Raw genomic sequence first — 22,383 nt, 5'->3', positions numbered from 1 at the left:
TACAATCGGGATTTTTTATTATTTACTTAAGTACATTTTTCTTCTGGAGTACAATTCGTAGAATTGATCGTCTTTCAAATCATCAATAAACAAAATGCTTTCTCCTGTAGATTTCATTTCCGGGCCTAAAGCTTTGTTTACGCCTGCGAATTTGCTGAAAGAGAATACCGGCTGCTTGATGGCAAACCCTTTTAGCTGCGGATTAAAATTAAAGTCAGTCACTTTGTTATGTCCGAGCATTACTTTCGTTGCATAGTTCACATATGGCTCGCCATACGCTTTAGCGATAAACGGAACGGTTCTCGAAGCTCTAGGATTGGCCTCAATGATATATACCATATCGTCTTTGATCGCAAACTGTATGTTGATTAGTCCAACAGTTCTTAAGGCCAAAGCGATTTTCTTGGTATGGTCTTTAATCTGCTGCATTACAAATTCACCTAAATTGAACGGCGGCAATGTCGCATTCGAATCTCCAGAGTGCACGCCGCAAGGCTCGATATGTTCCATGATTCCGATGATGTACACATTTTCGCCATCGCAGATAGCATCGGCTTCCGCCTCGATTGCGCCATCTAAATAATGATCCAGCAACAATTTGTTTCCTGGAATGCTTCGCAATAAATCAATTACGTGCTCTTCTAATTCTTTTTTATTGATGACGATTTTCATCCCTTGTCCGCCAAGAACATACGATGGACGAACCAGCAAAGGAAAATCTAATTTGTCTGCTAAAGCCGCAGCTTCGTCAGCTGTTTCTGCAATACCGAACTGTGGGAAAGGAATTTTTAGTTCTGTCAAAAGTTCAGAAAAACGTCCTCTGTCTTCCGCCAAATCCAAAGCATCAAAACTGGTTCCGATGATTTTGATTCCGTATTTAGAAAGTTTTTCAGCTAATTTTAAAGCCGTCTGTCCTCCTAATTGTACAATGACTCCTTCTGGTTTTTCATGTTGGATGATGTCGTAAATATGCTCCCAAAATACTGGTTCGAAGTATAATTTATCAGCCGTATCAAAATCTGTAGAAACCGTTTCCGGATTACAGTTGATCATAATGGTTTCATAACCGCATTCTTTCGCTGCCAATACGCCATGCACACACGAATAATCGAATTCGATTCCTTGTCCGATTCGATTTGGACCTGAACCTAGGACAACTATTTTCTTTTTATCGGTTACAATACTTTCGTTGTGGACGTATTTTTTACCGTCGGCAGTTTCAATTTCTGCCTCAAAAGTAGAATAGTAATACGGTGTTTTAGCGGTAAATTCTGCTGCACAAGTATCTACCAATTTATAAACGCGATTAATATTCATGTCTTCGCGCAATTTATGCACCTGGCTTTCCAAACATCCCATCATGTGGGCAATCTGCCTGTCTGCAAAACCTTTCTGCTTCGCTTCTAGCAATAATTCTTTTGGAAGCGTGTCTATCTTAAAGTTGGAGATTTCTTTTTCGAGCGTATACAATTCTTCATATTGTTTCAGGAACCACATGTCAATCTTAGTGATTTCGTGAATCCTGCTCAATGGAATTCCCATCTGAATCGCATCATAAATCACGAAAACTCGGTCCCAACTTGCATACGTCAATTTCTCGATGATTTGCTCGTAATTGGTATAACCTTTTCCGTCAGCACCAAGACCGTTTCTTTTAATCTCAAGAGATTGTGTCGCTTTGTGAAGCGCTTCTTGGAACGAACGTCCGATTCCCATCACTTCTCCAACAGATTTCATCTGAAGCCCTAGCGTTCTGTCTGCGCCTTCAAATTTATCGAAGTTCCAACGTGGAATTTTTACGATAACGTAGTCTAAAGTCGGCTCGAATAATGCTGAAGTTGATTTTGTAATTTGGTTCTGCAATTCATCCAAGTTATAACCTAAAGCTAATTTCGAAGCGATTTTCGCAATCGGATAGCCTGTTGCTTTTGAAGCCAAAGCTGAAGAACGAGATACACGCGGATTGATCTCAATCGCTACAATATCTTCTTTTTCATCTGGAGAAACTGCAAACTGTACGTTACAGCCGCCAGCAAAGTTTCCGATACTTCGCATCATTTTGATGGCCATATCGCGCATTTTTTGGAAAGTCGCGTCAGATAAAGTCATCGCTGGAGCTACCGTAATAGAATCTCCTGTGTGGATTCCCATTGGATCCATATTTTCAATAGAGCAGATAATCACGACGTTATCGTTTTTATCTCTCAACAATTCTAATTCGTATTCTTTCCAACCCAACAAAGCTTTATCAATCAAAACTTCATGAATTGGGGACATTTCTAATCCGTAAGTCAGTTTTTCATCGAATTCTTCCTTCGTATGAACAAAAGCCGCTCCAGTTCCGCCCAATGTAAACGACGGACGAATTACCAATGGAAACCCAAATTCTTGCGCGATTTCTTTTCCTTGCAAGAAAGATGTAGCTGTTTTTGCAGGCGCTGTCGGTATTTCGATTCTTTCTAAAAGCTGTTTGAACTGCTCTCTGTCTTCGGTAATATTAATGGCGTTGATATCTACTCCGATCAATCGTACGCCAAAATCAGCCCAGATTCCTTTTTCATCCGCTTCAAGACATAAGTTTAAAGCTGTCTGTCCGCCCATTGTTGGCAAGACGGCATCAATCTGAGGATGTTCTTTAAGGATTTCGATAATCGACTTTGTCGTCAGTGGCTTTAAGTAAATGTGGTCAGCCATTGACGGGTCGGTCATGATTGTGGCTGGATTGGAATTGATCAGGATAACTTCAATTCCTTCTTCTCTGATAGATCGTGCAGATTGCGAGCCAGCATAATCAAATTCGCAGGCTTGTCCGATAACAATTGGACCTGAACCGATGATTAAAACTGATTTAATTGAATTGTCTTTCGGCATTTTGTTGTGTGTTGTTGTAGTTAATTCTGGATGCAGGGTTTTGAATTCAAGATAAAAGGCAACCTCAAACCTCGTATCTATGACCCTGAGCCTATTTAATTTAGCGACAAGGTATAAAAAAAGGCGATACTAACATTAAGTAACGCCTTTATTGATGTTTATCTAAAACATTATTTTTTGTGTCTTGGTTCAGAAGAAACAGTAAGTTTATGTCTTCCTTTAGCTCTTCTACGAGCAAGCACTTTTCTTCCATTGGCAGAAGCCATTCTGTCCATAAAACCGTGCTTATTTCTTCTTTTTCTCTTCGATGGTTGAAACGTTCTTTTGCTCATTGCTTTGTATCTTTAAAAATCTTAATTAAATATCTTTTTATAGGTTCGAAATCAATGCTGTTCCAAAACCGAGTGCAAATATACGAAGACTTTTTTTTCTGGCAAGTGGTTTTATAAAAATATTTTTAATTGATTTTATTACCTTTGCGACTCAAATATGTAAAAATTATGTTTCACAGAAATATCAAACTCATCTTAGCCGGATTAATAATTGCTACTGGCATTTGGCAATTTACAGAAAATAATATAGGAAATGGAATTTTTCTTATCCTTTTATCGCTAGTCTTCATTCTGCTTTATTTCAAAAACGAATTCATCCTTTTGGCATTCTTAAAATTAAGGAAGCAAGATTTTGCTGGAGCACAAAAATGGCTGGCTTATATCAAGAACCCAGAAACCGCTTTGGTCAGAAAACAGCAGGGTTACTACAACTACCTTCATGGACTGATGCTTTCCCAAACTAATTTAATGCAAGCTGAGAAGTATTTCAAAAAAGCGATCGAATTAGGATTGTCTATGGATATGGATTTGGCTGTTGCTAAATTAAATCTTGCAGGAGTTGCGATGTCGAGAAGACGAAAAATTGAAGCTACGAATTTATTAAACGAAGCCAAAAGACTTGACAAACAGAACATGCTTAAGGATCAGATAAAAATGATGAAAGAGCAGATGAAAAAAATATAAGCTTTCTGCATACAAAATATTTAAAGCCGTCTTGGAAATTCCTAAGACGGCTTTTTTTATTCGTTTATCGGTGAATTCGGCAAGTTTATAGATTAAAATATAAGTTGTCATATTATTTTAATAAATTATAGTAAATTTACTTAACAAATTAACTAATACATGAAAGATTTATTAGTTAAAATAGCACTTTTACTATTCCCCCTCTTCCTTTTCAGCCAAGAGCATGACTTATTTTTTTCTGATGCAATCAAAATAAACTTCAAGAAATACAGCTCTGAAAGCAATCTGGCCTATAAAAATAAAGATTTCAAAAGAGGAAAGTTCTTATTCGATTCCTTAGTAAAAGGACAGCTTGTCGGAACAAAATTTGACAATTATTCTTTTAAAAAAATACAAGGCGGCAAGCTAAATCTAGAATCATCCAAAAAACCTATTTTCCTTCTTACGTATGCTTCGTGGTGCGTTCCTAGCAAAGGAGAAATTCCTGCATTGAACAAGTTGGCACAAAAATATAGCAACGACGTAAAGTTTGTTGTTTTGTTCTGGGACAAAAAACACAATGTCAAAAAAGTGGCTAAAAAATTCAACAGCCATATTACCGTGTGTTTTGCACATGAGACTTATAAAAACGATGCGCCTGCCATTTCTTCCATCAAGCATACGTTGGGATTTCCTACTTGTTTTTATCTAGACGAGCATTTAAAAATCGTAGATATCAAGAGAGGCGGAGGAAATTCAAGTCCAAGTGTTGCCTACATGAAGGCGTATACCCAAAATTATAATGCATTTCGAGACGGGCTTAGCACCATCTTAATCAATAAGAACATATCAAAAGAAAGACTTGCCACAAACTAAAAAAAGCGCTGCAGGTGCAACGCTTTTTGATTAATATCCTTCAGTCGGAATTTCTATTATGTATTTCTTCTTGGCCGGATTCGTTAATTTTCTATCGCGAAGCCATGGATTGTGGATTTTCAAAATCTTGTAATTAATGCCTTGTGCTTTTGCAAAAGCAGCCAAATCTGTTATGGAACTATCGATTTCTACCTTTCTAGTTGGAATGTTAGGGTACAATTCAGCTGGCGCTACATTAAATCCATATTCGACTGGATTTTTCATGATCTGTTTCAAGGCTAAAATTCTAAAGACATAACGCGCTGTTTCATCTGTTAGCAATAAATCGTAATAATTTGTGACTCCTTGAATGGTAATCTGCTTGTTTACGCCGCCAAAACCACCATTATACGAAGCAGCAGCTAGTGTCCAGCTTCCGAATTTTCTATACGCATCTAGCAAGTATTTGCAGGCCGCCTCCGTTGATTTTTCTAGGTGGTATCTTTCATCGACACCATCATTTACCTCCATGCCTCTTTCTTTTGCCGTATCGGGCATAAATTGCCAAAACCCTTTTGCACCGGCAGAAGAAGTCGCATTCATCAAGGCACTTTCGGCAACAGCCAAATATTTAAAATCATCTGGGACGCCGTTTTTCTTTAAAATCGGTTCAATTATCGGAAAAGAGCGATTGGCTCTTTTTATAATCAGCAAAGTAGAAGCATCCAGATTCGCATTGACCAACAATTCTCTGTCCAAACGCTCTTTCACGTCAGCAATATGCAAAGGCGTTTTTTCACCAGCAAAATCAATTTCTGTTGGAAAAAAATATCCTTTCGCTACAGGAGCCTTCTCTCCTATTTTTTCATTGGAAACGGCATGAATTAAAATTCCGCTTACCAAGACAACTGAGGCTATCAAGCCAGTTTTTTTCATCAAGTTCATGTTCTTTTTTCTTTGAGTGTATTTTGTAAACCTACAAACATTTTACCAATTTTTAATTATCTAGGATAATTTTTGGCAGATGTTCATTTAGCCATCTGAATTTATTAATAATCATGATGTGCGTTCCGTCTTTCACGGGAATAAAATTCTTGATGTATTTTGGAGGAAAAACTTCGTCTGCATCTCCATGGATATGAACCACTTTACTATCCGGCTCTGTCCTATCCCACAGAATGATTTGCTCTAAAGCCCAATCTAGATATTTCTTGTCTCGCATCGACAGAAATTTTTCATAAAGTTTCAGCCTTTTGTTCATCTTGTCATTTCCGAATGAAAACTTGGCAAACGTCTCTACATTTTGCATTAGTCCGGTTGGAAATAACTTATAGGCTTTGATAGACTTGGCCATCTTCATTCTTCTTGGAAATTCAGCATTGCTTTTGACGCTTGAAATAATAATGATCTTTCTGGGATTTACAAACTTGGCCATTTCTTGCACCAGGACACCTCCAAATGAAACTCCGACCAGCACAGGATTCTCATGTTTTATTTCTTTTGAAATACGCTCAGCATATTGCGTCAGGCTTTCGCCATCCAAAGGAAGTACCCATTCTAAAAGGAAGATTTCAAACTGATCTTCGGGAAGATGAATTCGTTCAAAGATTGTTGAGCTTGCCGCCATTCCTGGCATAAAATACACTGGAATTTTTTCCATCATAATTGTTTTAACGCTATCATAACAGCAACAAAAGGTTTTTATTACGAAATTTGTATAAAATTATGGTTTTTATTCTAAACCGCTCTTCTCATTATTTTAAATAATCGATAAATTAAGGACAGGAATGTTTTCGAAATCAAAGAGAAATCGCGCCTTTTACAACTATCGATTGCTACATCGTTGAAACATTAATTAAGTTATGGAAATTAAAGACAATACTTTTTCAAGACAATTTGAAACACAGTTTGAAGGAAAATTAGTTGCGGTTGAATACTCCTTTCAGGAGAAAAAAATTTTCCTCACCAAAATCAACCTGCCCGACCATTTTGAAAATGACGAATTCATAAATGACTTTTTAAAGGATATTATGGCCATTGCAGAGGAGCGAAAGCTGAAAGTAGTTCCTATCCATCCGAAAATTGCGGCATTTTTCAAAAAGAATCCAATTTACAGAGAATTGCTTCCACCTGGAATTCGAATTTAAGCCGAAGGTCTTAAAGTCGAAAGTCAGAAGGTTAAATTTTCATTCTGATGTTTTGAAATATTATTTTTTATTATTTTTATCCAATGACGGAAGAAAATAATCTCAAAATCCTCAGCTTCTTCGAAAATATCGAGAAATATTACGGCTGCAAGACTGAAATTACGGAAGGACTTTATAGCCTTACGGAAAGTTTTGACAACCATTCTACAACATGGAATTTATCGGAATTCACGCTCATTCGTTCTGGCTATAGAAAAACCGGCGACAGAATGATGATGGAAGGCGAAAAGATGTATTTTGAAATCTCTGCCGCCCTAATTGTAAGCTTTGAGCAGACTGGCAGAAACTCTTTTGAATTTATCGAAAAATACGGACAGTCTGTTTTTAGAGTGACCAAGATTAAGTTTCATTATAAATATTAGCGCTTAATTAAGCTTCGACATTCAAGAATTCCATACGCACTGAACCATCTTCGTCAATTTTTGTCAGATTGATTTCGTGCAATGTATTGACCAATTCTGGATTCCAAGGCGTTTTTACTTTTACATAATTTTCTGTAAAACCATGAATATAGCCTTCTTTGTTTTCTCCTTCAAACAAAACAGTTCTGTTGGTTCCTAACTGGCTTTCATAAAACGCTCTCCTTTTCTTGACAGAAAGTCCGCGCAACATCTTGCTTCTTTTCGCACGAACATTAGCCGGAACAGGATTTGGCATTTGAGCCGCTTCAGTATTATCTCTTTCAGAATACGTGAAAACGTGCAAGTAGGAAATATCCAAATTGTTTAAGAAGTGGTACGTTTCTAAGAAATGCTCATCCGTTTCACCTGGAAATCCTACAATAACATCAACACCGATACACGCATGCGGCATGACTTCACGGATTTTATTCACACGCTCTGTATACACTTCTCTTAAGTAACGGCGTTTCATTTTTTTCAAGATCTCGTTGCTTCCTGATTGCAACGGAATATGGAAATGCGGCACAAAAGTTCTTGATTTTGAAACAAATTCTATGGTTTCATTGCGGAGCAAATTCGGCTCGATTGAAGAAATCCTTAAGCGTTCAATACCTTCAACTTTGTCTAACTCCTGAACCAATTCGTAAAAAGTATGTTCGTGTCTTTTATTGCCGAACTCTCCTTTTCCGTAATCGCCAATATTCACTCCGGTCAAGACAATTTCTTTGATATTTTGCTGTGAAATTTCTTTGGCATTTTTCAATACGTTTTCCAAAGTATCGCTTCTTGAAATTCCTCTTGCCAAAGGAATCGTACAATAGGTACATTTATAATCACATCCGTCTTGTACTTTCAAAAAGGCCCTCGTCCTATCGCCGATAGAATAGCTGCCTACATAAAAATCGGCTTCTGAAATCTCGCAAGAATGCACTTCGCCGAAATCATTTTTCGACAGATCGTTTATATAATCGGTAATCTTGAATTTCTCTGTTGCTCCTAAAACCAAATCCACACCGTCAACCGCCGCGAGTTCTTCTGGCTTCAATTGTGCATAACAACCAACGGCCGCTACGAACGCCTTATCATTTAGTTTCATTGCCTTTTTTACGACTTGCTTGAACTGCTTGTCTGCGTTTTCAGTTACGGAACACGTATTGATAACGTAAATATCAGCCACTTCTTCAAATTCGACACGGTCAAAACCTTCATCTTGAAAATTACGGGCAATCGTAGATGTTTCTGAAAAATTCAGCTTACATCCCAAGGTATAAAAGGCAACTTTTTTTCTGTTCTCTATCATTATAAATCCTCCGAGAAATTGGGAAATTGGTATCTTTAGCTATATTTACATTTTGCAAATAGCCTGCAAATTTACATACAATATTTTTCAAAATGAAATCAATAATTTACTATATATCAATATTTTGGATATCGTTAACTTTATTTTCCTGTGGAAAAGATGCGAAAGAAAATCGCGACCATGAAGTTTTTCGATTCAATCAAGATGCCAATGTAAGTTCCCTTGATCCGGCTTTTGCAAAATCACAAGAGAATATCTGGATGTGCAATCAGCTCTATAACGGGCTTGTTCAATTGGATGATAGCTTGAACATAAAACCAGACCTAGCCAAATCTTGGGCAATTTCTGAAGACGGAAAAACCTATACGTTTACGCTGAGAAAGGATGTCTTTTTTCACAAAAACAAAGTATTTTCGAACGAAAAAGATTCCACTCGAACTATAAATGCAAATGATTTTGAATACAGCTTCCATCGCCTTTTAGATGAAAAAGTAGCTTCTCCTGGCGGATGGATCATGCAGAATGTTGAAAATTTTAAAGCGAAAAATGATTCTGTTTTTGAAATCAATTTAAAGAAACCATTTCCTGCTTTTTTGGGATTGCTTTCTATGAAATATGCTTCTGTGGTTCCGAAAGAAGCCTTTGCGGTGTCTGGTTATGATTTTAGGACAAACCCGATAGGAACTGGTCCTTTTCAATTCAAGCTTTGGGAAGAAAACGTAAAGTTAGTCTTGAGAAAAAATCCTTTGTATTTTGAAAAAGACGAAAAGGGAAATCAGTTGCCTTATTTAGAAGCCGTAGCTGTTACCTTTTTGCCGGACAAGCAAAGCGGATTCCTTCAATTTGCACAAGGAAAGATTGATTTTGTTTCAGGCCTTCATCCTTCTTACAAAGACGAAATCCTGACGCAAAGCGGACAGCTTCAGGAAAAATACAAGAAAGACGTTAACATGATTACCGGGCCTTATCTGAATACCGAATATTTAGGCTTTCGCATGGATTCAAAGGAAAAGGCCGTCCTTGACAAAAGAATTCGCCAAGCCATGAATTATGGTTTTGACAGACAGAAATTAGTAACCTATTTAAGAAATGGAATGGGAACTCCTGCTATCAATGGAATGATTCCGGCCGGATTGCCAAGTTTTGATGCTACAAAAATCGGATATGATTATGACATCCAAAAAGCAAAAGCTTTGGTAGATGATTATAAAAAAACAACTGGAGATCTCAATCCAAAAATTGCATTGAGTACGAATGCTACTTATCTGGACATTTCAGAATATTTACAGCGCGAATGGAAAAAAATCGGGCTAGATGTTGCTATAGATGTGAATCCACCTGCCACATTGAGACAAGCTATTTCCACAGGAAAAGTTTCGTTTTTCAGAGCCAGCTGGATTGCCGATTATCCTGATGCCGAAAATTATTTTTCCTTATTTTATAGTAAAAATTTTGCTCCAAACGGCCCCAATTATACTCATTTTAAAAATGATGAATTTGACCGATTATACGAGCAGGCTTTTTTAGAAACGGACAATGCAAAGCGCTTTGCTACTTATCAAAAAATGGATGCCTTGATCATGAAAGAATCCCCTGTGATTCTGTTATTCTACGACAAAGTCGCTCGTTTTACTAGAAAAAATGTTTCTGGGTTGGGAATAAATCCGCTAAATATGCTGGATTTGCGACGCGTGAAAAAGAGCAAAGTATAATTCAAAAAACCAAGCTCTTCACTAGTATTCCCAATTGTTTCCAAAATCTGATTTTATTTTGGCTGCCAATCCAAAAATTTCAAAAGCATGAAAATCTTAATCATTGAAGACGAAGCCGGACTTAGGGAAGTCATCCAACAATCGCTCGAAAAGGAAAAATACATCGTTGAAACAGCACACGATTTTATTTCCGGCTTGGACAAGCTTGGCTCTTATGATTATGATTGTGTCTTGATTGATATCATGCTTCCCAACGGTAGTGGTCTGGATTTGCTTGCCGAAATAAAAAAACAGCGGAAACAAGAAGCCGTGATTATCATTTCTGCAAAAGATGCCGTAGATGACAAAGTAAAAGGTTTGGATTTGGGTGCCGACGATTATTTGAGCAAACCATTTCATCTCGCAGAATTGCATGCCCGAATTAAATCCGCTATCCGCAGGAAAAGCCACAATGGCGACAATCTTATTACTTGGAAAAATCTGACACTATCTCCAGAACAACGAAGCGTTTCTGTCAACGATGAAAATCTGGTCTTGAACCGAAAAGAGTTTGACCTGCTGTATTATTTTGTCATCAATCCGAATCGGCTGATTAACAAAACGGCCTTGGCTGAATACGTTTGGGGCGACCATACCGACCAAGCCGACAATCTAGATTTCGTATATTCGCAAATAAAAAACCTTCGCAAAAAATTGAAAGATGCCGATGCCGAAATCGACATTCAGGCAGTTTACGGCATTGGTTATAAAATGAGCTGATGAAACTACAAAATTACACGCTACGCTATCTGGCCATTACGCTTCTTGCCGTAATCCCAATTTGGGCGGGCTTGTTTTATGTACTGATTTTGGATGAAGTCTATGACAATATTGACGACGATCTTAAAAACTCAAAAATTATTATCATCAGACAGGCTTTTGCTGATGAAAAACTACTCAATACCCCTGAATTTGGAATTAATAAATTCACGATAAAGCCGCTTCCAAAAGGAAATTACTCCTATAAAGACGAATTCTTTACAGCGGCAGAATTTATGGAATATGACGATGACGACGAGCCCATCCGAACCCTGAAAACAGTATTCAACGACAAAAATGGAAAGCCGCACGAGCTCATCATCAAAGCTTCTATCGTTGAAGAAGACGAACTTTTAGAAGACTTGCTTTTAGCTCTTTTGGGCCTATACGTCATGTTGGTCATAAGCATTTTGGTCGTAAATCATTTCCTCTTGAAGCGAATCTGGAAATCGTTTCACGCTATTCTGGCCAATCTGAAAAACTTTAAATTAGGAACGGGCGCTCGTATAAAATCAGTAAGTTCTCCAATTGACGAGTTTAAGACTTTGGCGAAAGAAGTAGAAGAAATGCTGCAACGCAACGAAATGATCTATTCTAGCCAAAAACAATTTATCGAAAATGCCTCGCACGAATTGCAGACGCCATTAGCCATCAGTATCAACAAATTAGAGCTGTTCGCAGAAAACAATACGCTTCCTGACGAACAGATGATCGAGATCGGTAAAATTACAGATACGCTGAATCGATTGGTACGTTTGAACAAATCGCTATTAATGCTGTCTAAGATTGAAAACCAACAATTTTCAGATGAAGAGCCTATCAATTTTAACGAACTCATCCGTCAATTAGCAGATGATTTTTCAGATTTAGCCGATTTCAAAAAAGTTACTATTACTATTGAAGAAACCGCGTCGCTTCAATTCAACATGAACAAAGGACTGGCTACGGCATTGGCAAGCAATCTCCTTAAAAATGCTTTAATCCATAACTATCAAGGCGGTTCAGTCGAATTTATAATAAACGAGCATGATTTCATAATCTCGAACTCTGGCACGGCTTCGTCCTTAAATCCTGAAATCATTTTCAACCGATTTTACAGACTTACAAACACCAATGAATCTACTGGTTTGGGCTTGTCAATCGTAAAATCGATTACTAATACCTACTCTATTTCCATCGCATATACTTTTAATGGAAATCACCAGTTTAAAATAATTTTTCCAAAAAAATAACCTATTGGGCATTTATTCCTAATTGTTTCCAAATTCTGAATGTAATCTTGTCTAGAATTTTAAAACAACTAGTTATGAAAACACAAATGAGTTTAAGCCTAATCGCAGGTCTACTATTCAGTTTTTCGGCTCATGCACAAAAAACTACGATCACAACAGCAGAACTTCCTGCAAAAGCACAAGCCTTTCTAAAGGAACATTTCGCAAATGAAAATCCTGCCTATATCGTAAAAGACAAAGAGACATTTTCAACAGACTATAAGGTCCGATTTTCGAATAATACCGAAGTTGAATTTGACAGCAAAGGCAACTGGGAAGAAATTGACGGAAACCATACTCCAATTCCAACCACTGCTGTTCCAGCAAAAATAGCTTCTTATGTAGAGTCAAATTATAAGGAGGTTTCAATCACTAAAATTGACAAAGGTCATTGGGGCTATGAAGTCGATCTTAGTAACGGAATAGAATTGGAATTTGATTCCAATGGTAAATTCTTAAGAATAGACAATTAATTCATTTAAATTATTAGAGATATGAAAACTATTAAAAATGTATTGCTAGCCGGATTTTTTGCATCATTCATGTTGATACTGGCTTCTTGTTCCAACGATGATAATGAAAATAACAACTCGAATGTTATTGAATCTAGTGCTCTTCCTGAAAATGCTCGAAACTTTATAACGACGCATTTTCCTGAAGCAACGTATACTTTGGTAAAACAAAATTCTGTTGCCGATGATGACGGCTCCATCTATGACGTTTATCTTTCCAATGGTTTCGAAATTGACTTTGACGCAAATGGAAATTGGACAGATGTTGACGGAAATACTCAAGCTGTTCCTGTTGCCATTATTCCAGCATCTATCACTTCGTATGTTGCTGCAAATTATGCAGGGCAGACTATAAACACTATCGAAATTGAAGCAACCGGCTACGACATCGAGCTTTCCAGTGGCCTAGATTTGGTATTTAACGCCCAAGGAGAATTTATAAGGGTTGATTCTTAATCTGCCCATCCTTTCTTCATTAAAATCAAAAAGGAGCTTCCGTTATTACAGAAGCTCCTTTTATCAATCAAAATAAACCTAAACAAAAATTATCTTTTATCTCTTTAGCGAGAAGTGCGCCTTGAACTCCTTGCCCGTCCCGTTCTCCTGGTACAGGACCTTGAACCAGTAGTCGGTCGAAGGAAGCGGGCGGCCGTTCATCGTCCCGTCCCATCCAGAGCCCGCAGGGCTGATCTGCTTCACGAGCTTGCCGTAGCGGTCGAAGATGTAGATCGACGCCTCTGGCTGGCCCGCAAGGCCGATGATGTTCCACGTGTCGTTGTACCCGTCCGCATTAGGCGTGAAGTAGTTCGGGTAGTCGATCACCGATACCGGCACCGGCTGGGAATCCTGGCATCCGCCGTCGTTCCTGTCCCTCACGTACACGATGTGGTCGCCAGCAGAAACCGGCGCGAACACGTTCCCCTGCTGCCATGGGCCCTCGTCAAGCTTGTACTCGTAGTCGCCAAGGCTCGTCGGGTCTACCACTACCGTGATGGTCGCGTTGTCCGTGAAGGCGTTGGTCACCGTAACGTCCGTGATGATCGCCGCAGAGGTCGCCGTGACGATCGCAGCGTCAGACGGCTCCGATACGCAGCCCGTGGCGATGTTCGTGGCAGTCACCGTATAGCTTCCCTGCTCGTCCACCACAAGGGTGCTTCCCGTATCGGGCAGCACGCCGCCGTCTCTGGTCCACACGTAGGTGTAGTCCGCAGGATTCGCCCCATTGTCCGTAACGGCAGTGAGCGTGAAGGTATTCAGCGGGTCCAGCGTCACCGGATCCACGCAGTAGAATCCTCCCTCAAGGGTCACCTCTGGCAGCCTGTTCACCGTAAGCGGGATCGCCACTATCGCAGGGCAGCCCGTCGTGGACGTCCTGTTGATCACAAGGGCATAGATGGTCACCGTGGCCGTATGGTACGGGTTCAGGCCGGTCAGCGCGTTAGGGTTCGTGGACGTGATGCCCAGGTCCCCGTCGGCTTCCGCCTCTGCCCTGTCGTCATAATAGTGTACCGTAAAGTCTCCTGCCGGCTGGGTGCCCAGCACCGTCGCGTCGAAGGCCGTCAGGTCGAAGTCGGCAAGCCCGTCGTTGGTGCCGTCCGTATCGCACTTGGTGATCAGCGCAGGATCCGTAACAGGGTTGGCTACTGCAGGCTCGTCGACGATAAGGTCGAAGGTGCCCACGCTGTAGCAGCCTGTCGTATTGTTCCTAACGTTTACCCATACGGTCTCGGGATTGGTCGCGTTAGGATAGCTGTCAGGAAGCTCCGTTCCCGGAACTGCCGCTTCCGCTTCCGGCTGCGTATGGTAGTACGTGAAGGTATAGTCGGCAACGTCAAGGCCGTCGGCTATCACCTCTATATTGTGGCTGCTCAGCACGAAGGTGTTGGTCGATCCGCCCACGCAGGCAACGAAGTCGTCGATATCGCCGTTGTCGCCAAGGGCAGGCAGCGGGTTAACGATCAGCTCGAACCTTACTACCTGGTAGCATTTTCTTGCCGAAGGGTTGTTCGCGTTGGTGGTCATCAGCACGTATATCGTTCCTGCAGGGCCGTCATAGTCGGTCGGGTCAGGGATGGCGTTAGGATACGTGGTTCCCTGGTTTCCGTCTGCTATGGCCGTGGCTTCGTCCGTGTAATAGTAGAATGCCACGCTGGCAGGATTCGCATTGTTTCTTATGTAGCCTTCGTTTACCGTCAGGTCTATGCCTTCGGAGATCCCGTCTCCAGGCGTCCCGTTGTCGCACGACTCGATATCCTGAGGATCCGTCCTAGGGTTAGGAAGCGGCTCCACGCGGATCGTCAGGGTCGTCCTGCTCACGCAGGTAGTGGCGTCGTTGGTGATCACCACGTTCAGGGTCTGCGCCCCTGGGCTCTGGTTCGTATAGGCGTCTGCCGGATCGATCAGCGTCCCTGCAAGGGTATAGAAGGCAACGGAGTAGCCCGGAAGGCCGCCCGTAAGGTTGCCGTTCTGCGAGGTCAGGTCGAATACGGTAAACCCGTCATTCGGAAGCGCGTCGTCGCAGAGCGAGTATTCTACAGGGGCGAAGGACAGCGCAGGGTTGATCACGACCGTGAAGCTTCCCACGTTGTAGCATCCCGTGTCGGTATTGGTCACCCTTACCCAGATAGTCTGGCCGTTGGTAGCCGGATAGCTTGCCGGGGTAGCGATGGCTCCGCCGAGGCCTGCCTCCGCATCTGCCTCAAGGGTATAGAAGCGTACGGTATAGTTCCCCGGAAGCTGCGCGTCCAGAAGGTCCTGCTCCGCATGGGCCTGAAGGTCCACCCTGGTCGTGCCGTCGGCATTCGTGTCGCACACCACAAGGTCGTCGATCTGTGCCGGCACCACAGGGACCGGATTCACGATCAGCTGCAGCGGGGCTACGGAGTAGCATCCCGTAGACGGGTCGGTGGCGCGGATCCAGATGATTCCGGAAGCAAGGTTGCTGTAAGGGCTCGTATATGGGAATACGCCGTCTTCCGCGTTCTGCTCCGTCTCGTGGAAGGTCACTATGTAGGGTGCTCCGCCCGTGATCTCAGGGATGAGCGCATCGAGGTCGAACTGCTCGGTAGCGTTCCCGTCAGGATCGCAGGCCGTAGGGATCTGTGCCGGGATGTTGATCAGCGGCAGCGGCTGCACCCTCAACGTGAGGGTCGTCCTGGAGAAGCAGCCCGTAGCCGTGTTGGTCACCCCGACGATGATCGTCTGAACGGTCATGACCTGGTTCTGGTAGGACAGCGGAAGCGGGGTTCCTGCTGCCAGGGCCGCGTCGTCGAAATAGTACTGGATGTCCAGTCCCGGAGCGGCCGATATGCGCGGCTTGTAGCCCTCAAGGTCGAAGGTCTCGTATCCGTCCTGGCTAGGATCGTCGCATACAGAATATTCTGGAACCAGCCCAGGTCCCGGGATTACCGGGTTCGGGTTTACTTTCAGTTCCAGCGGGACTGCCTTGAAGCATCCCTCAGGCGTCGATACCCTTACCCAGATGATCTGGGAGTAGGGCGTCGTATTGTTGAAGTTGAAGACGCTGCCGATAGGCGGGTTCGCAGGAATGTCTGCCTTCGCGTCGGCCTCGTTGATATAGTATGCAAAGGTATAGGTGTCCAGAGGGTTCAGACCAAGGATCATGTCAGGCTCCCTGATCCCTATGTCAGGGAAGGTCGCAAGGCCGTCTGCCGTGGCGTCGTCGCAGATCTCGATAGGGCCAGGGGCTGTCGGCTGCGGCGTGCGGTTCACGATCAGGCGAAGCTGCGTGAAGGACGGGCACTGGCTTCCGCCAGGCTCTTCTACCCTCACCCACATGATATACGGCGCCTGCTCCGGAGAGGCGTCCACAAGGTTCGAGTACGGGAAGCCCTGCTTAGGGAAGGCGTTGTCGATCGCGTTCTGCTCCGTCTCGTGGTAGGTGACTATCAGCGTGGAAGGGCCGCCCGTGATCTCCAGGTCCTTGTCCGTAAGGTCGAACACCGCGATGCCGTCAGTATTGTCGTCGCACACCTCGAGCGGCGTCGGGTTGAATATTACGGGCGCTGCGATCGGGGTGATCGTGACGCTTCCTGCAAGGGCTGCCGTGCAGGACGGGGTTCCGCCGGAAACGGCGCTGGCCAGGCTGAAGGTCGTCGTCGCGGTGATTGCCTGGGTCGTGTACAGGGCATAGCCCGCACCGTCAAGGAGCACCGTGTCCGTATCGGCTCCGGCGTTCCAGGTGAAGCTCACCGTAGCGCCAGGGGTTCCCGTGATCTCGAGCTCTGCCGTCCTGTTAGAGCAGACGTTCGCAGGGCCGGTGATGACGGCCGTAGGCAGCGCCTTCACCGATACCGTCGCCTGGAGGTTCAGCGTGCGCGAGCATGGCACCGCTCCGCCCGTGCTTACCCCGAGCAGCCTGTAGGTCTGCCCTGCCGAAAGGTTTCCTGTAGGCAATGAATATGTGCCTGCCGCATCAAGGGTCGCCGTAGTGCCGGCCCCCGCGCCTATGGCATAGGTTACAGTGCCTCCGGCAGGCCCCGTGAATATGATGGTCGTGCCCGTGCCCTCGCATACCGTCGCGTCTGTAGCCGCGATGGTGCCCGTAGGAAGCGGGGTCACGGTGATGTCTATGAAGCCAGTGAGGGCTGCCGAGCATGGGACCGCACCCGTAGTGGCGACGCTCACAAGGGCATACCTGGTGTCGGCCGAAAGCACCTGGGTGATGGAGGCCTCCCCGATGGCCGGGTCCGCAGCGCTGGGCGTAGACAGCCTTATCGTCTGGGGAGCACCGCCGTTTACCGTATAGGCAACATCCGCATCAAGGGTTCCCGAGAAGTCGACCGTAGCGCTGCCGCCTTCGCAGATGACAGGAGACGCAGTCGAGATAGTCGCACTAGGGGCTGCTATGACAGTTACGGTTATCGTTTCTGAAAGAGGTTGCGTGCAGAAAGGCGCCGCATCGGAAGTCACACGCACCAGTTCATAGTCGTAGGTACCGGCTGCGGGAAGCGTCTCAAGAAGGATGTACTCGCCAGTAGCGTCTATCTGGATCTGCGGCTGCGGTGTGCCGTTGAGCGTGTAGTCGACGTGCGCCAGAGGTTGACCGTTGATCCTGATGCGTGACTGGCTGCCGAGGCATACCTGGGCGTCGATACGCGTTATCGTTGCAGTCGGAAGCGGCACGACGGTGATCGTCACTGAGTCCGAGACGTTCTGCTCGCACGGAGGCGTGCTGGCCGTCGAGGCCTTTACCAGCGTGTAGGTATAGGTGCCCGGAGCCAAAGAGGCGGCGATGGCTATCGTGCCTGCTCCCGCAGCGTCAAGGGTGAGCGTCTGCTGCGTCCCTGAAGGGTTGGTGTATGTCACGATGGCGCCAGGGGTCCCCTGGACGTCTACCGTCATGCCCACCCCCTCGCATATCGGTGTGTCCGAAGTCGTGATCTGGGCGGTTATTACGTTTTCTGTAACAGTGGCCCCATCTGAAAGCGACTGTGAGCAGATAACAGTATTATCCGAGCCAACTATCCTTCCTTCTACCAATGTATAAGTAGTCGTTGCTGTCAAGGGACCTGAAAAAATATAGGTACCGCTTGCATCTAGGGTTACTGATTGTACAGTCCCTGCATTTATTCTATAATCTATGATCGCATTTGGTATTCCATTAATCGTAAACGTTACTTCTTGTCCGAGGCAAGCGGAAGAGGGAGATGCTGTTATGGTCGCATTCGGAACGGGATAAACTCTTAGGCTAAAATCGGTAATACTGTAGCATTGGGAAGCATTATTTGTCACTCTCGCAAAAATCTGTTGCGGATTAGAAGTATTGCTAATAATGTCTGGCAAAGGCAATATTTTATCAATAGCATTTGCTAATGTTGTGTGAAAAGTAATTGTATTGTTTGTCCTGTCTGGGTTAATAAGGTCTCTGTACGTATTGAGGTCAAAAATCCCTACATTAGGCGTAATGCTGCAGGTTCTTCTTTCTCCAATCGCATTGGCTTGCGGTGGCGTTGGAAAGGCGCCTCCATTTAACATAGCCGAACCGATCCATTCTAATTCAAAGCCACCATCGCCTTCCGGCCTGTCAATCGCAATATAATAGGATTGTCCTGCTACTACATTCAGCCATCGCACATAACCATTTCCGCTAGCTCCGGGACCTGCATGAGTAGCTGTTGTGCTTCCATACATTCCGGTATGGTTACTTGTCAATCCGGCCTCTCCGGGATTTGTTGTCGCGCATCGGATGGGACTGCCTAGATTGGAGCAGGGTCTATTTGGACCGAAGACCCAGAAATCATAGTCCACATTAATATTAGTATCCAAAGGTTTTAAGTTAAACCCTAAAGTTCCCGACTGGACAATATTAATTTTAAGCCAAATCGAGTTATGTTCGAGACCGCCACAGCCAGACACTTCTTGAGTGTTGCCTATTCCTTCTGCATTTGACGTAAAATTGCCGTTACCGCATACTGTAATAGCATTGACGCAATCGTTCGGTTCTTGGGCACTGACGTAATTGCTGAAAATTACTAAAAGACCTATAATCAGAAACTTTTTCATCTTTAAATGGTGCAATTTTTGAAAAACCCAACAGCTAATCTTTGTATTTCAAAAGATTAGCTGCCAGAGAATTTGTATTTCTTTTTAAGACTGTTTTGCCTTACTTTTTGATAATCATAAATTCAGAACGTCTGTTTTGTGCATTCTGTTCATCAGAACAATCGGCCTTACAGTCGATTTTTGGCTCTGAACTGCCAAAGCCTTTTCCTGAAAGGCGTTCCTTGGCGATTCCTTTAGAAACCAGATACTGGACAGTAGCTTGTGCTCTCTGGTCTGAAAGCTTCAGATTATAAGCAACGCTACCTTTATTGTCTGTATGGGATTTCACAAAAATAACCATCGATGGATATTTGTTCATTACCGTAACCAGCTTGTCTAGCTCATTGGCTCCCTGTTGGGTGATATTGCTCTTGTTAAATTCAAAATAGATGTTCTTTAGCAATACTTCTTTGTCGGTAATGATGACTTCTACTGGCTCTAGAGTTGCTTCAACAGTTGCTTTTCCTCCTTTAGCTTTGGCTATCGTATAAGTTCCCGGCTCATAGTCTTTTTTGGAAACTTGGAAAACATAGTCGGTATCGCATTCGACATCAAAGGAAGCTTCTCCTTTGGAATTGCTCTGCTTGGTCGCAATTATATTACGCTTGTTGTCCAAAATAGCAACGCTGGCATCAGGCAGCAATTGGCCCGTCTTACGATCCTTCACTACAGCTATGGCTTCTACCCTGCAGACTGGAACTGCTTTGATAATATTATCTACACCGTTTCTGTTGGATGAAAAATAGCCTTCATTTTTATTGGTATTAAAGCTGAATGAAAAATCATCTTTTTCACTGTTGACCGGTTTTCCGACGTTGACGGCTTCTTCGTTTTTAGCGATATCAGCTTTAAAAACATCCAATCCACCAAAGCCTTGTTTTCCGCTTGAAGCGAAATAAAGCACCGTATTGTCGCTGATAAAAGGGAAACCTTCTTTTCCAGCTGTATTCACATTCGAACCTAAATTTTGCGGCTTGCCGTAATTATTTCCGTCGACAGTTACTTTCCATATATCTGAATCGCCGTGTCCTCCTGGCATATTAGATGTAAAATAGAGTGTCTTTCCGTCTTGGCTCAAGCTCGGGTGCGTTACAGAGTAATTTTTGCTGTTGAATGGCAGGGCTTGAATGTTGGTCCATTTTCCGTCAACTTTTGTTGCTTTGTATATTCCCTGTTGCCCGATTTTTACATTATTTTTTCTGTCTTTGTCGAAATTTCCGTCATTCAGACCATCTCTTGCAAAGAAGATTGTGTTTCCGTCAGCACTTACAGTTACAGGCCCATCATGAAAACTGGTATTCAGTTCGTTTACCGTTTTCGGCTCTGATAGCGTGCCATCGACATTTCGAATGGACTGAAAAATATCTAGATACGGCTGCTTGACCCATTTGTCTGTCTTGTTCGAATTATTGCGGGTACTGACAAAGTATAAAATATTATCGCTTGAGAGTACAGCTCCAAAATCGCTTTGGTCTTTGCTGTTGATAGTCGTCTCGCTTATATCGAATAACTTGTCCTTGCTGGCTAGGCTTGGAATATAATTTGGGTTTGCTTTATGGTCTTTTGCTCTTTGGTCGTTTGGAAGCAGGCTTGCAAATTTGTCCATTTGCTTGTTGGCTTCTTGGTATTTGCCTTGTGATTTCAGCGCCTGCGCAAAACGATAATAGGTTTCTGCGTCTTGGTTTGTCGCGACTGCCTTGGCATACCATTTTGAGGCTTCTTCCATATTAAAAACGTTATAGTAGCTGTCGGCAAGCTGTTTGTAGACATGGCTGTCTGCTTTCTTGCTTTCGGCCAGCTTCAGATATTCTTCTATCGCGGCTACATATTGATAGCTGTCGTATAGATTGTCTGCTTTTTCGGAACTTTTATTCTGCCCATAGCTCGACATAAGAGTTAAAAACAAACCTGCGGCAATGTATATTTTTTTCATTTTTATGCTCTTTTAGGTTAGAAATATCTTGGTGAAACGGATACTTTTTTCGGGAAATTCAAATCAAACAATAGCATTATCTCATGCGATGCTTGAGTCGTTACCTTCAAGTCTGAAATGATGTGGTCATAAGCATATCCGATTCGTATATTCGGCGTTATGGCATAATTGACCATCCCTCCAAATGAATCGTCCAGACGATAGGTCGCTCCGATTTCAAAACGGTCATAGAACATCATGTTTGCAGAAACATCAAGGGATGTCGGTGCTTCAAAAGCAGATTTCAGCATGAATGACGGTTTGAATTTTGTGTTTTCTGATAAATCAAACACATAACCTCCCGTCAGGAAATAATGCTGTGTTTCTGAACCAAATTCATATTCTCTGCCATCGTCTTTTACATCCAGGTGCTTGCTTTTCAACATGTTCGGTACCGAAAGTGCAAGATAGTATTTCTGGGTATAATAAAAGAAACCTGTTCCTAAATTTAGAAAGGTATTGCTTGAATTTTCCCTAAAGGCAGGGTCATTTATATCTGGCACATGACCGTTGCCGATATCACTGAATAATCCAACTTTATGGAATGTAGCTCCAGCTTTTATTCCTAAAGCAAGACGGTGCTCGCCTCCTAAGTTTAACGTATAGGAGAAGTCTGCATAAACGTTATTTTCTTCTACAGGACCGATCTTGTCCGTAATTGCGGAAAGGCCTAATCCTACGTTTCTTCCGACAGGACTGTGAACGGATAAGGTTCCTGTTTTTGGTGCTCCTTCGATATCTACCCACTGGGCGCGGTATAGCAATCCGATGGCGAGATTTTCTTTAGAACCTGCATAGGCTGGATTCATTACGTTCATGTTATACATGTACTGCGTGTAATGAGGATCCTGCTGTGCCTGGGCGTCTATCATAATCATAAACGCAAAGGCTAATGTAAAATATATTTTTTTCATGTTTCTCTATA

General features: G+C 43.1%; 18 protein-coding genes. 10 read left to right on the top strand and 8 right to left on the bottom strand.

From position 1 onward, the window contains the following. Nucleotides 1–18: 18 nt before the first annotated feature. Complete coding sequence (gene carB, locus OLM56_RS07990) at nt 19–2,871, bottom strand: carbamoyl-phosphate synthase large subunit (RefSeq protein ID WP_121377555.1); 2,853 nt, start codon at nt 2,869–2,871, stop codon at nt 19–21. A gap of 170 nt (nt 2,872–3,041) precedes the next feature. Further along, entirely contained in the window at nt 3,042–3,203 is a 162-nt protein-coding gene (gene rpmH, locus OLM56_RS07985) for a 50S ribosomal protein L34 (RefSeq protein ID WP_008464848.1), read from the bottom strand. A 168-nt stretch (nt 3,204–3,371) separates the two neighbouring features. Between rpmH and OLM56_RS07980 the strand changes: the two genes are divergently transcribed. Further along, nucleotides 3,372–3,887, top strand: coding sequence for a DUF2892 domain-containing protein (locus OLM56_RS07980; RefSeq protein WP_121377556.1), 516 nt, complete (start codon nt 3,372–3,374; stop codon nt 3,885–3,887). A gap of 159 nt (nt 3,888–4,046) precedes the next feature. After that, nucleotides 4,047–4,742: a TlpA family protein disulfide reductase gene (locus OLM56_RS07975; RefSeq protein ID WP_264528921.1), complete on the top strand. Its 696-nt coding sequence runs from the start codon at nt 4,047–4,049 to the stop codon at nt 4,740–4,742. Between the two features lie 30 nt (nt 4,743–4,772). On the opposite strand, the gene OLM56_RS07970 is transcribed toward OLM56_RS07975, so the two are convergent. Together OLM56_RS07970 and OLM56_RS07965 are read right to left on the bottom strand one after the other, a co-directional pair. Further along, nucleotides 4,773–5,666, bottom strand: coding sequence for a lytic transglycosylase domain-containing protein (locus OLM56_RS07970; RefSeq protein ID WP_264528920.1), 894 nt, complete (start codon nt 5,664–5,666; stop codon nt 4,773–4,775). Between the two features lie 52 nt (nt 5,667–5,718). After that, a complete protein-coding gene (locus tag OLM56_RS07965) occupies nt 5,719–6,381 on the bottom strand; it encodes an alpha/beta hydrolase (protein WP_182494527.1) in 663 nt (220 codons plus the stop codon). A gap of 202 nt (nt 6,382–6,583) precedes the next feature. Between OLM56_RS07965 and OLM56_RS07960 the strand changes: the two genes are divergently transcribed. Both OLM56_RS07960 and OLM56_RS07955 read left to right on the top strand, forming a co-directional pair. Continuing rightward, complete coding sequence (locus OLM56_RS07960; RefSeq protein WP_121377560.1) at nt 6,584–6,868, top strand: GNAT family N-acetyltransferase; 285 nt, start codon at nt 6,584–6,586, stop codon at nt 6,866–6,868. 83 nt (nt 6,869–6,951) lie between these two features. After that, nucleotides 6,952–7,290, top strand: a complete 339-nt coding sequence (locus tag OLM56_RS07955; protein WP_121377561.1) for a hypothetical protein — start codon at nt 6,952–6,954, stop codon at nt 7,288–7,290. Between the two features lie 7 nt (nt 7,291–7,297). Here the strand turns inward: OLM56_RS07955 and mtaB are convergent, their stop codons facing one another. Continuing rightward, a complete protein-coding gene (gene mtaB, locus OLM56_RS07950; protein WP_264529002.1) occupies nt 7,298–8,626 on the bottom strand; it encodes a tRNA (N(6)-L-threonylcarbamoyladenosine(37)-C(2))-methylthiotransferase MtaB in 1,329 nt (442 codons plus the stop codon). Between the two features lie 95 nt (nt 8,627–8,721). On the opposite strand from mtaB, the gene OLM56_RS07945 reads away from it, so the two are divergent. From OLM56_RS07945 to OLM56_RS07925, 5 genes are all read left to right on the top strand, one after another. Next, nucleotides 8,722–10,341 (top strand): ABC transporter substrate-binding protein, encoded by a 1,620-nt coding sequence (locus OLM56_RS07945; protein ID WP_264528919.1) that lies wholly within the window; start codon nt 8,722–8,724, stop codon nt 10,339–10,341. Nucleotides 10,342–10,428: 87 nt separating this feature from the next. Next, nucleotides 10,429–11,100 (top strand): response regulator transcription factor, encoded by a 672-nt coding sequence (locus OLM56_RS07940; RefSeq protein WP_264528918.1) that lies wholly within the window; start codon nt 10,429–10,431, stop codon nt 11,098–11,100. Continuing rightward, a complete protein-coding gene (locus OLM56_RS07935; RefSeq protein WP_264528917.1) occupies nt 11,100–12,371 on the top strand; it encodes a sensor histidine kinase in 1,272 nt (423 codons plus the stop codon). Before OLM56_RS07940 ends, OLM56_RS07935 begins: the two co-directional genes overlap by 1 nt. Before the next feature lie 74 nt (nt 12,372–12,445). Next, nucleotides 12,446–12,883 (top strand): PepSY-like domain-containing protein, encoded by a 438-nt coding sequence (locus OLM56_RS07930; protein ID WP_264528916.1) that lies wholly within the window; start codon nt 12,446–12,448, stop codon nt 12,881–12,883. 21 nt (nt 12,884–12,904) lie between these two features. After that, nucleotides 12,905–13,378, top strand: coding sequence for a PepSY-like domain-containing protein (locus tag OLM56_RS07925; protein ID WP_264528915.1), 474 nt, complete (start codon nt 12,905–12,907; stop codon nt 13,376–13,378). 96 nt (nt 13,379–13,474) lie between these two features. On the opposite strand, the gene OLM56_RS07920 is transcribed toward OLM56_RS07925, so the two are convergent. Beyond that, nucleotides 13,475–18,448 carry a T9SS type B sorting domain-containing protein gene (locus tag OLM56_RS07920; RefSeq protein WP_264528914.1) on the bottom strand — a complete coding sequence of 1,658 codons (4,974 nt, stop codon included), beginning with the start codon at nt 18,446–18,448 and terminating at the stop codon, nt 13,475–13,477. A gap of 400 nt (nt 18,449–18,848) precedes the next feature. Between OLM56_RS07920 and OLM56_RS07915 the strand changes: the two genes are divergently transcribed. Beyond that, on the top strand, nt 18,849–18,983 hold the full coding sequence (locus OLM56_RS07915) for a hypothetical protein (RefSeq protein ID WP_264528913.1): 135 nt from the start codon (nt 18,849–18,851) through the stop codon (nt 18,981–18,983). Between the two features lie 564 nt (nt 18,984–19,547). Here the strand turns inward: OLM56_RS07915 and OLM56_RS07910 are convergent. Both OLM56_RS07910 and OLM56_RS07905 read right to left on the bottom strand, forming a co-directional pair. After that, complete coding sequence (locus OLM56_RS07910; RefSeq protein WP_264528912.1) at nt 19,548–21,419, bottom strand: OmpA family protein; 1,872 nt, start codon at nt 21,417–21,419, stop codon at nt 19,548–19,550. A gap of 17 nt (nt 21,420–21,436) precedes the next feature. Continuing rightward, nucleotides 21,437–22,372 (bottom strand): type IX secretion system membrane protein PorP/SprF, encoded by a 936-nt coding sequence (locus OLM56_RS07905; RefSeq protein ID WP_264528911.1) that lies wholly within the window; start codon nt 22,370–22,372, stop codon nt 21,437–21,439. Nucleotides 22,373–22,383: the final 11 nt, after the last annotated feature.

Origin of the sequence: Flavobacterium sp. N2550, from assembly GCF_025947265.1 — a bacterium.
GTDB classification, from domain to species: domain Bacteria; phylum Bacteroidota; class Bacteroidia; order Flavobacteriales; family Flavobacteriaceae; genus Flavobacterium; species Flavobacterium endophyticum.
Note: the sequence above shows the minus strand (reverse complement) of the source record. Positions and strands in the feature narration are given on the sequence as shown.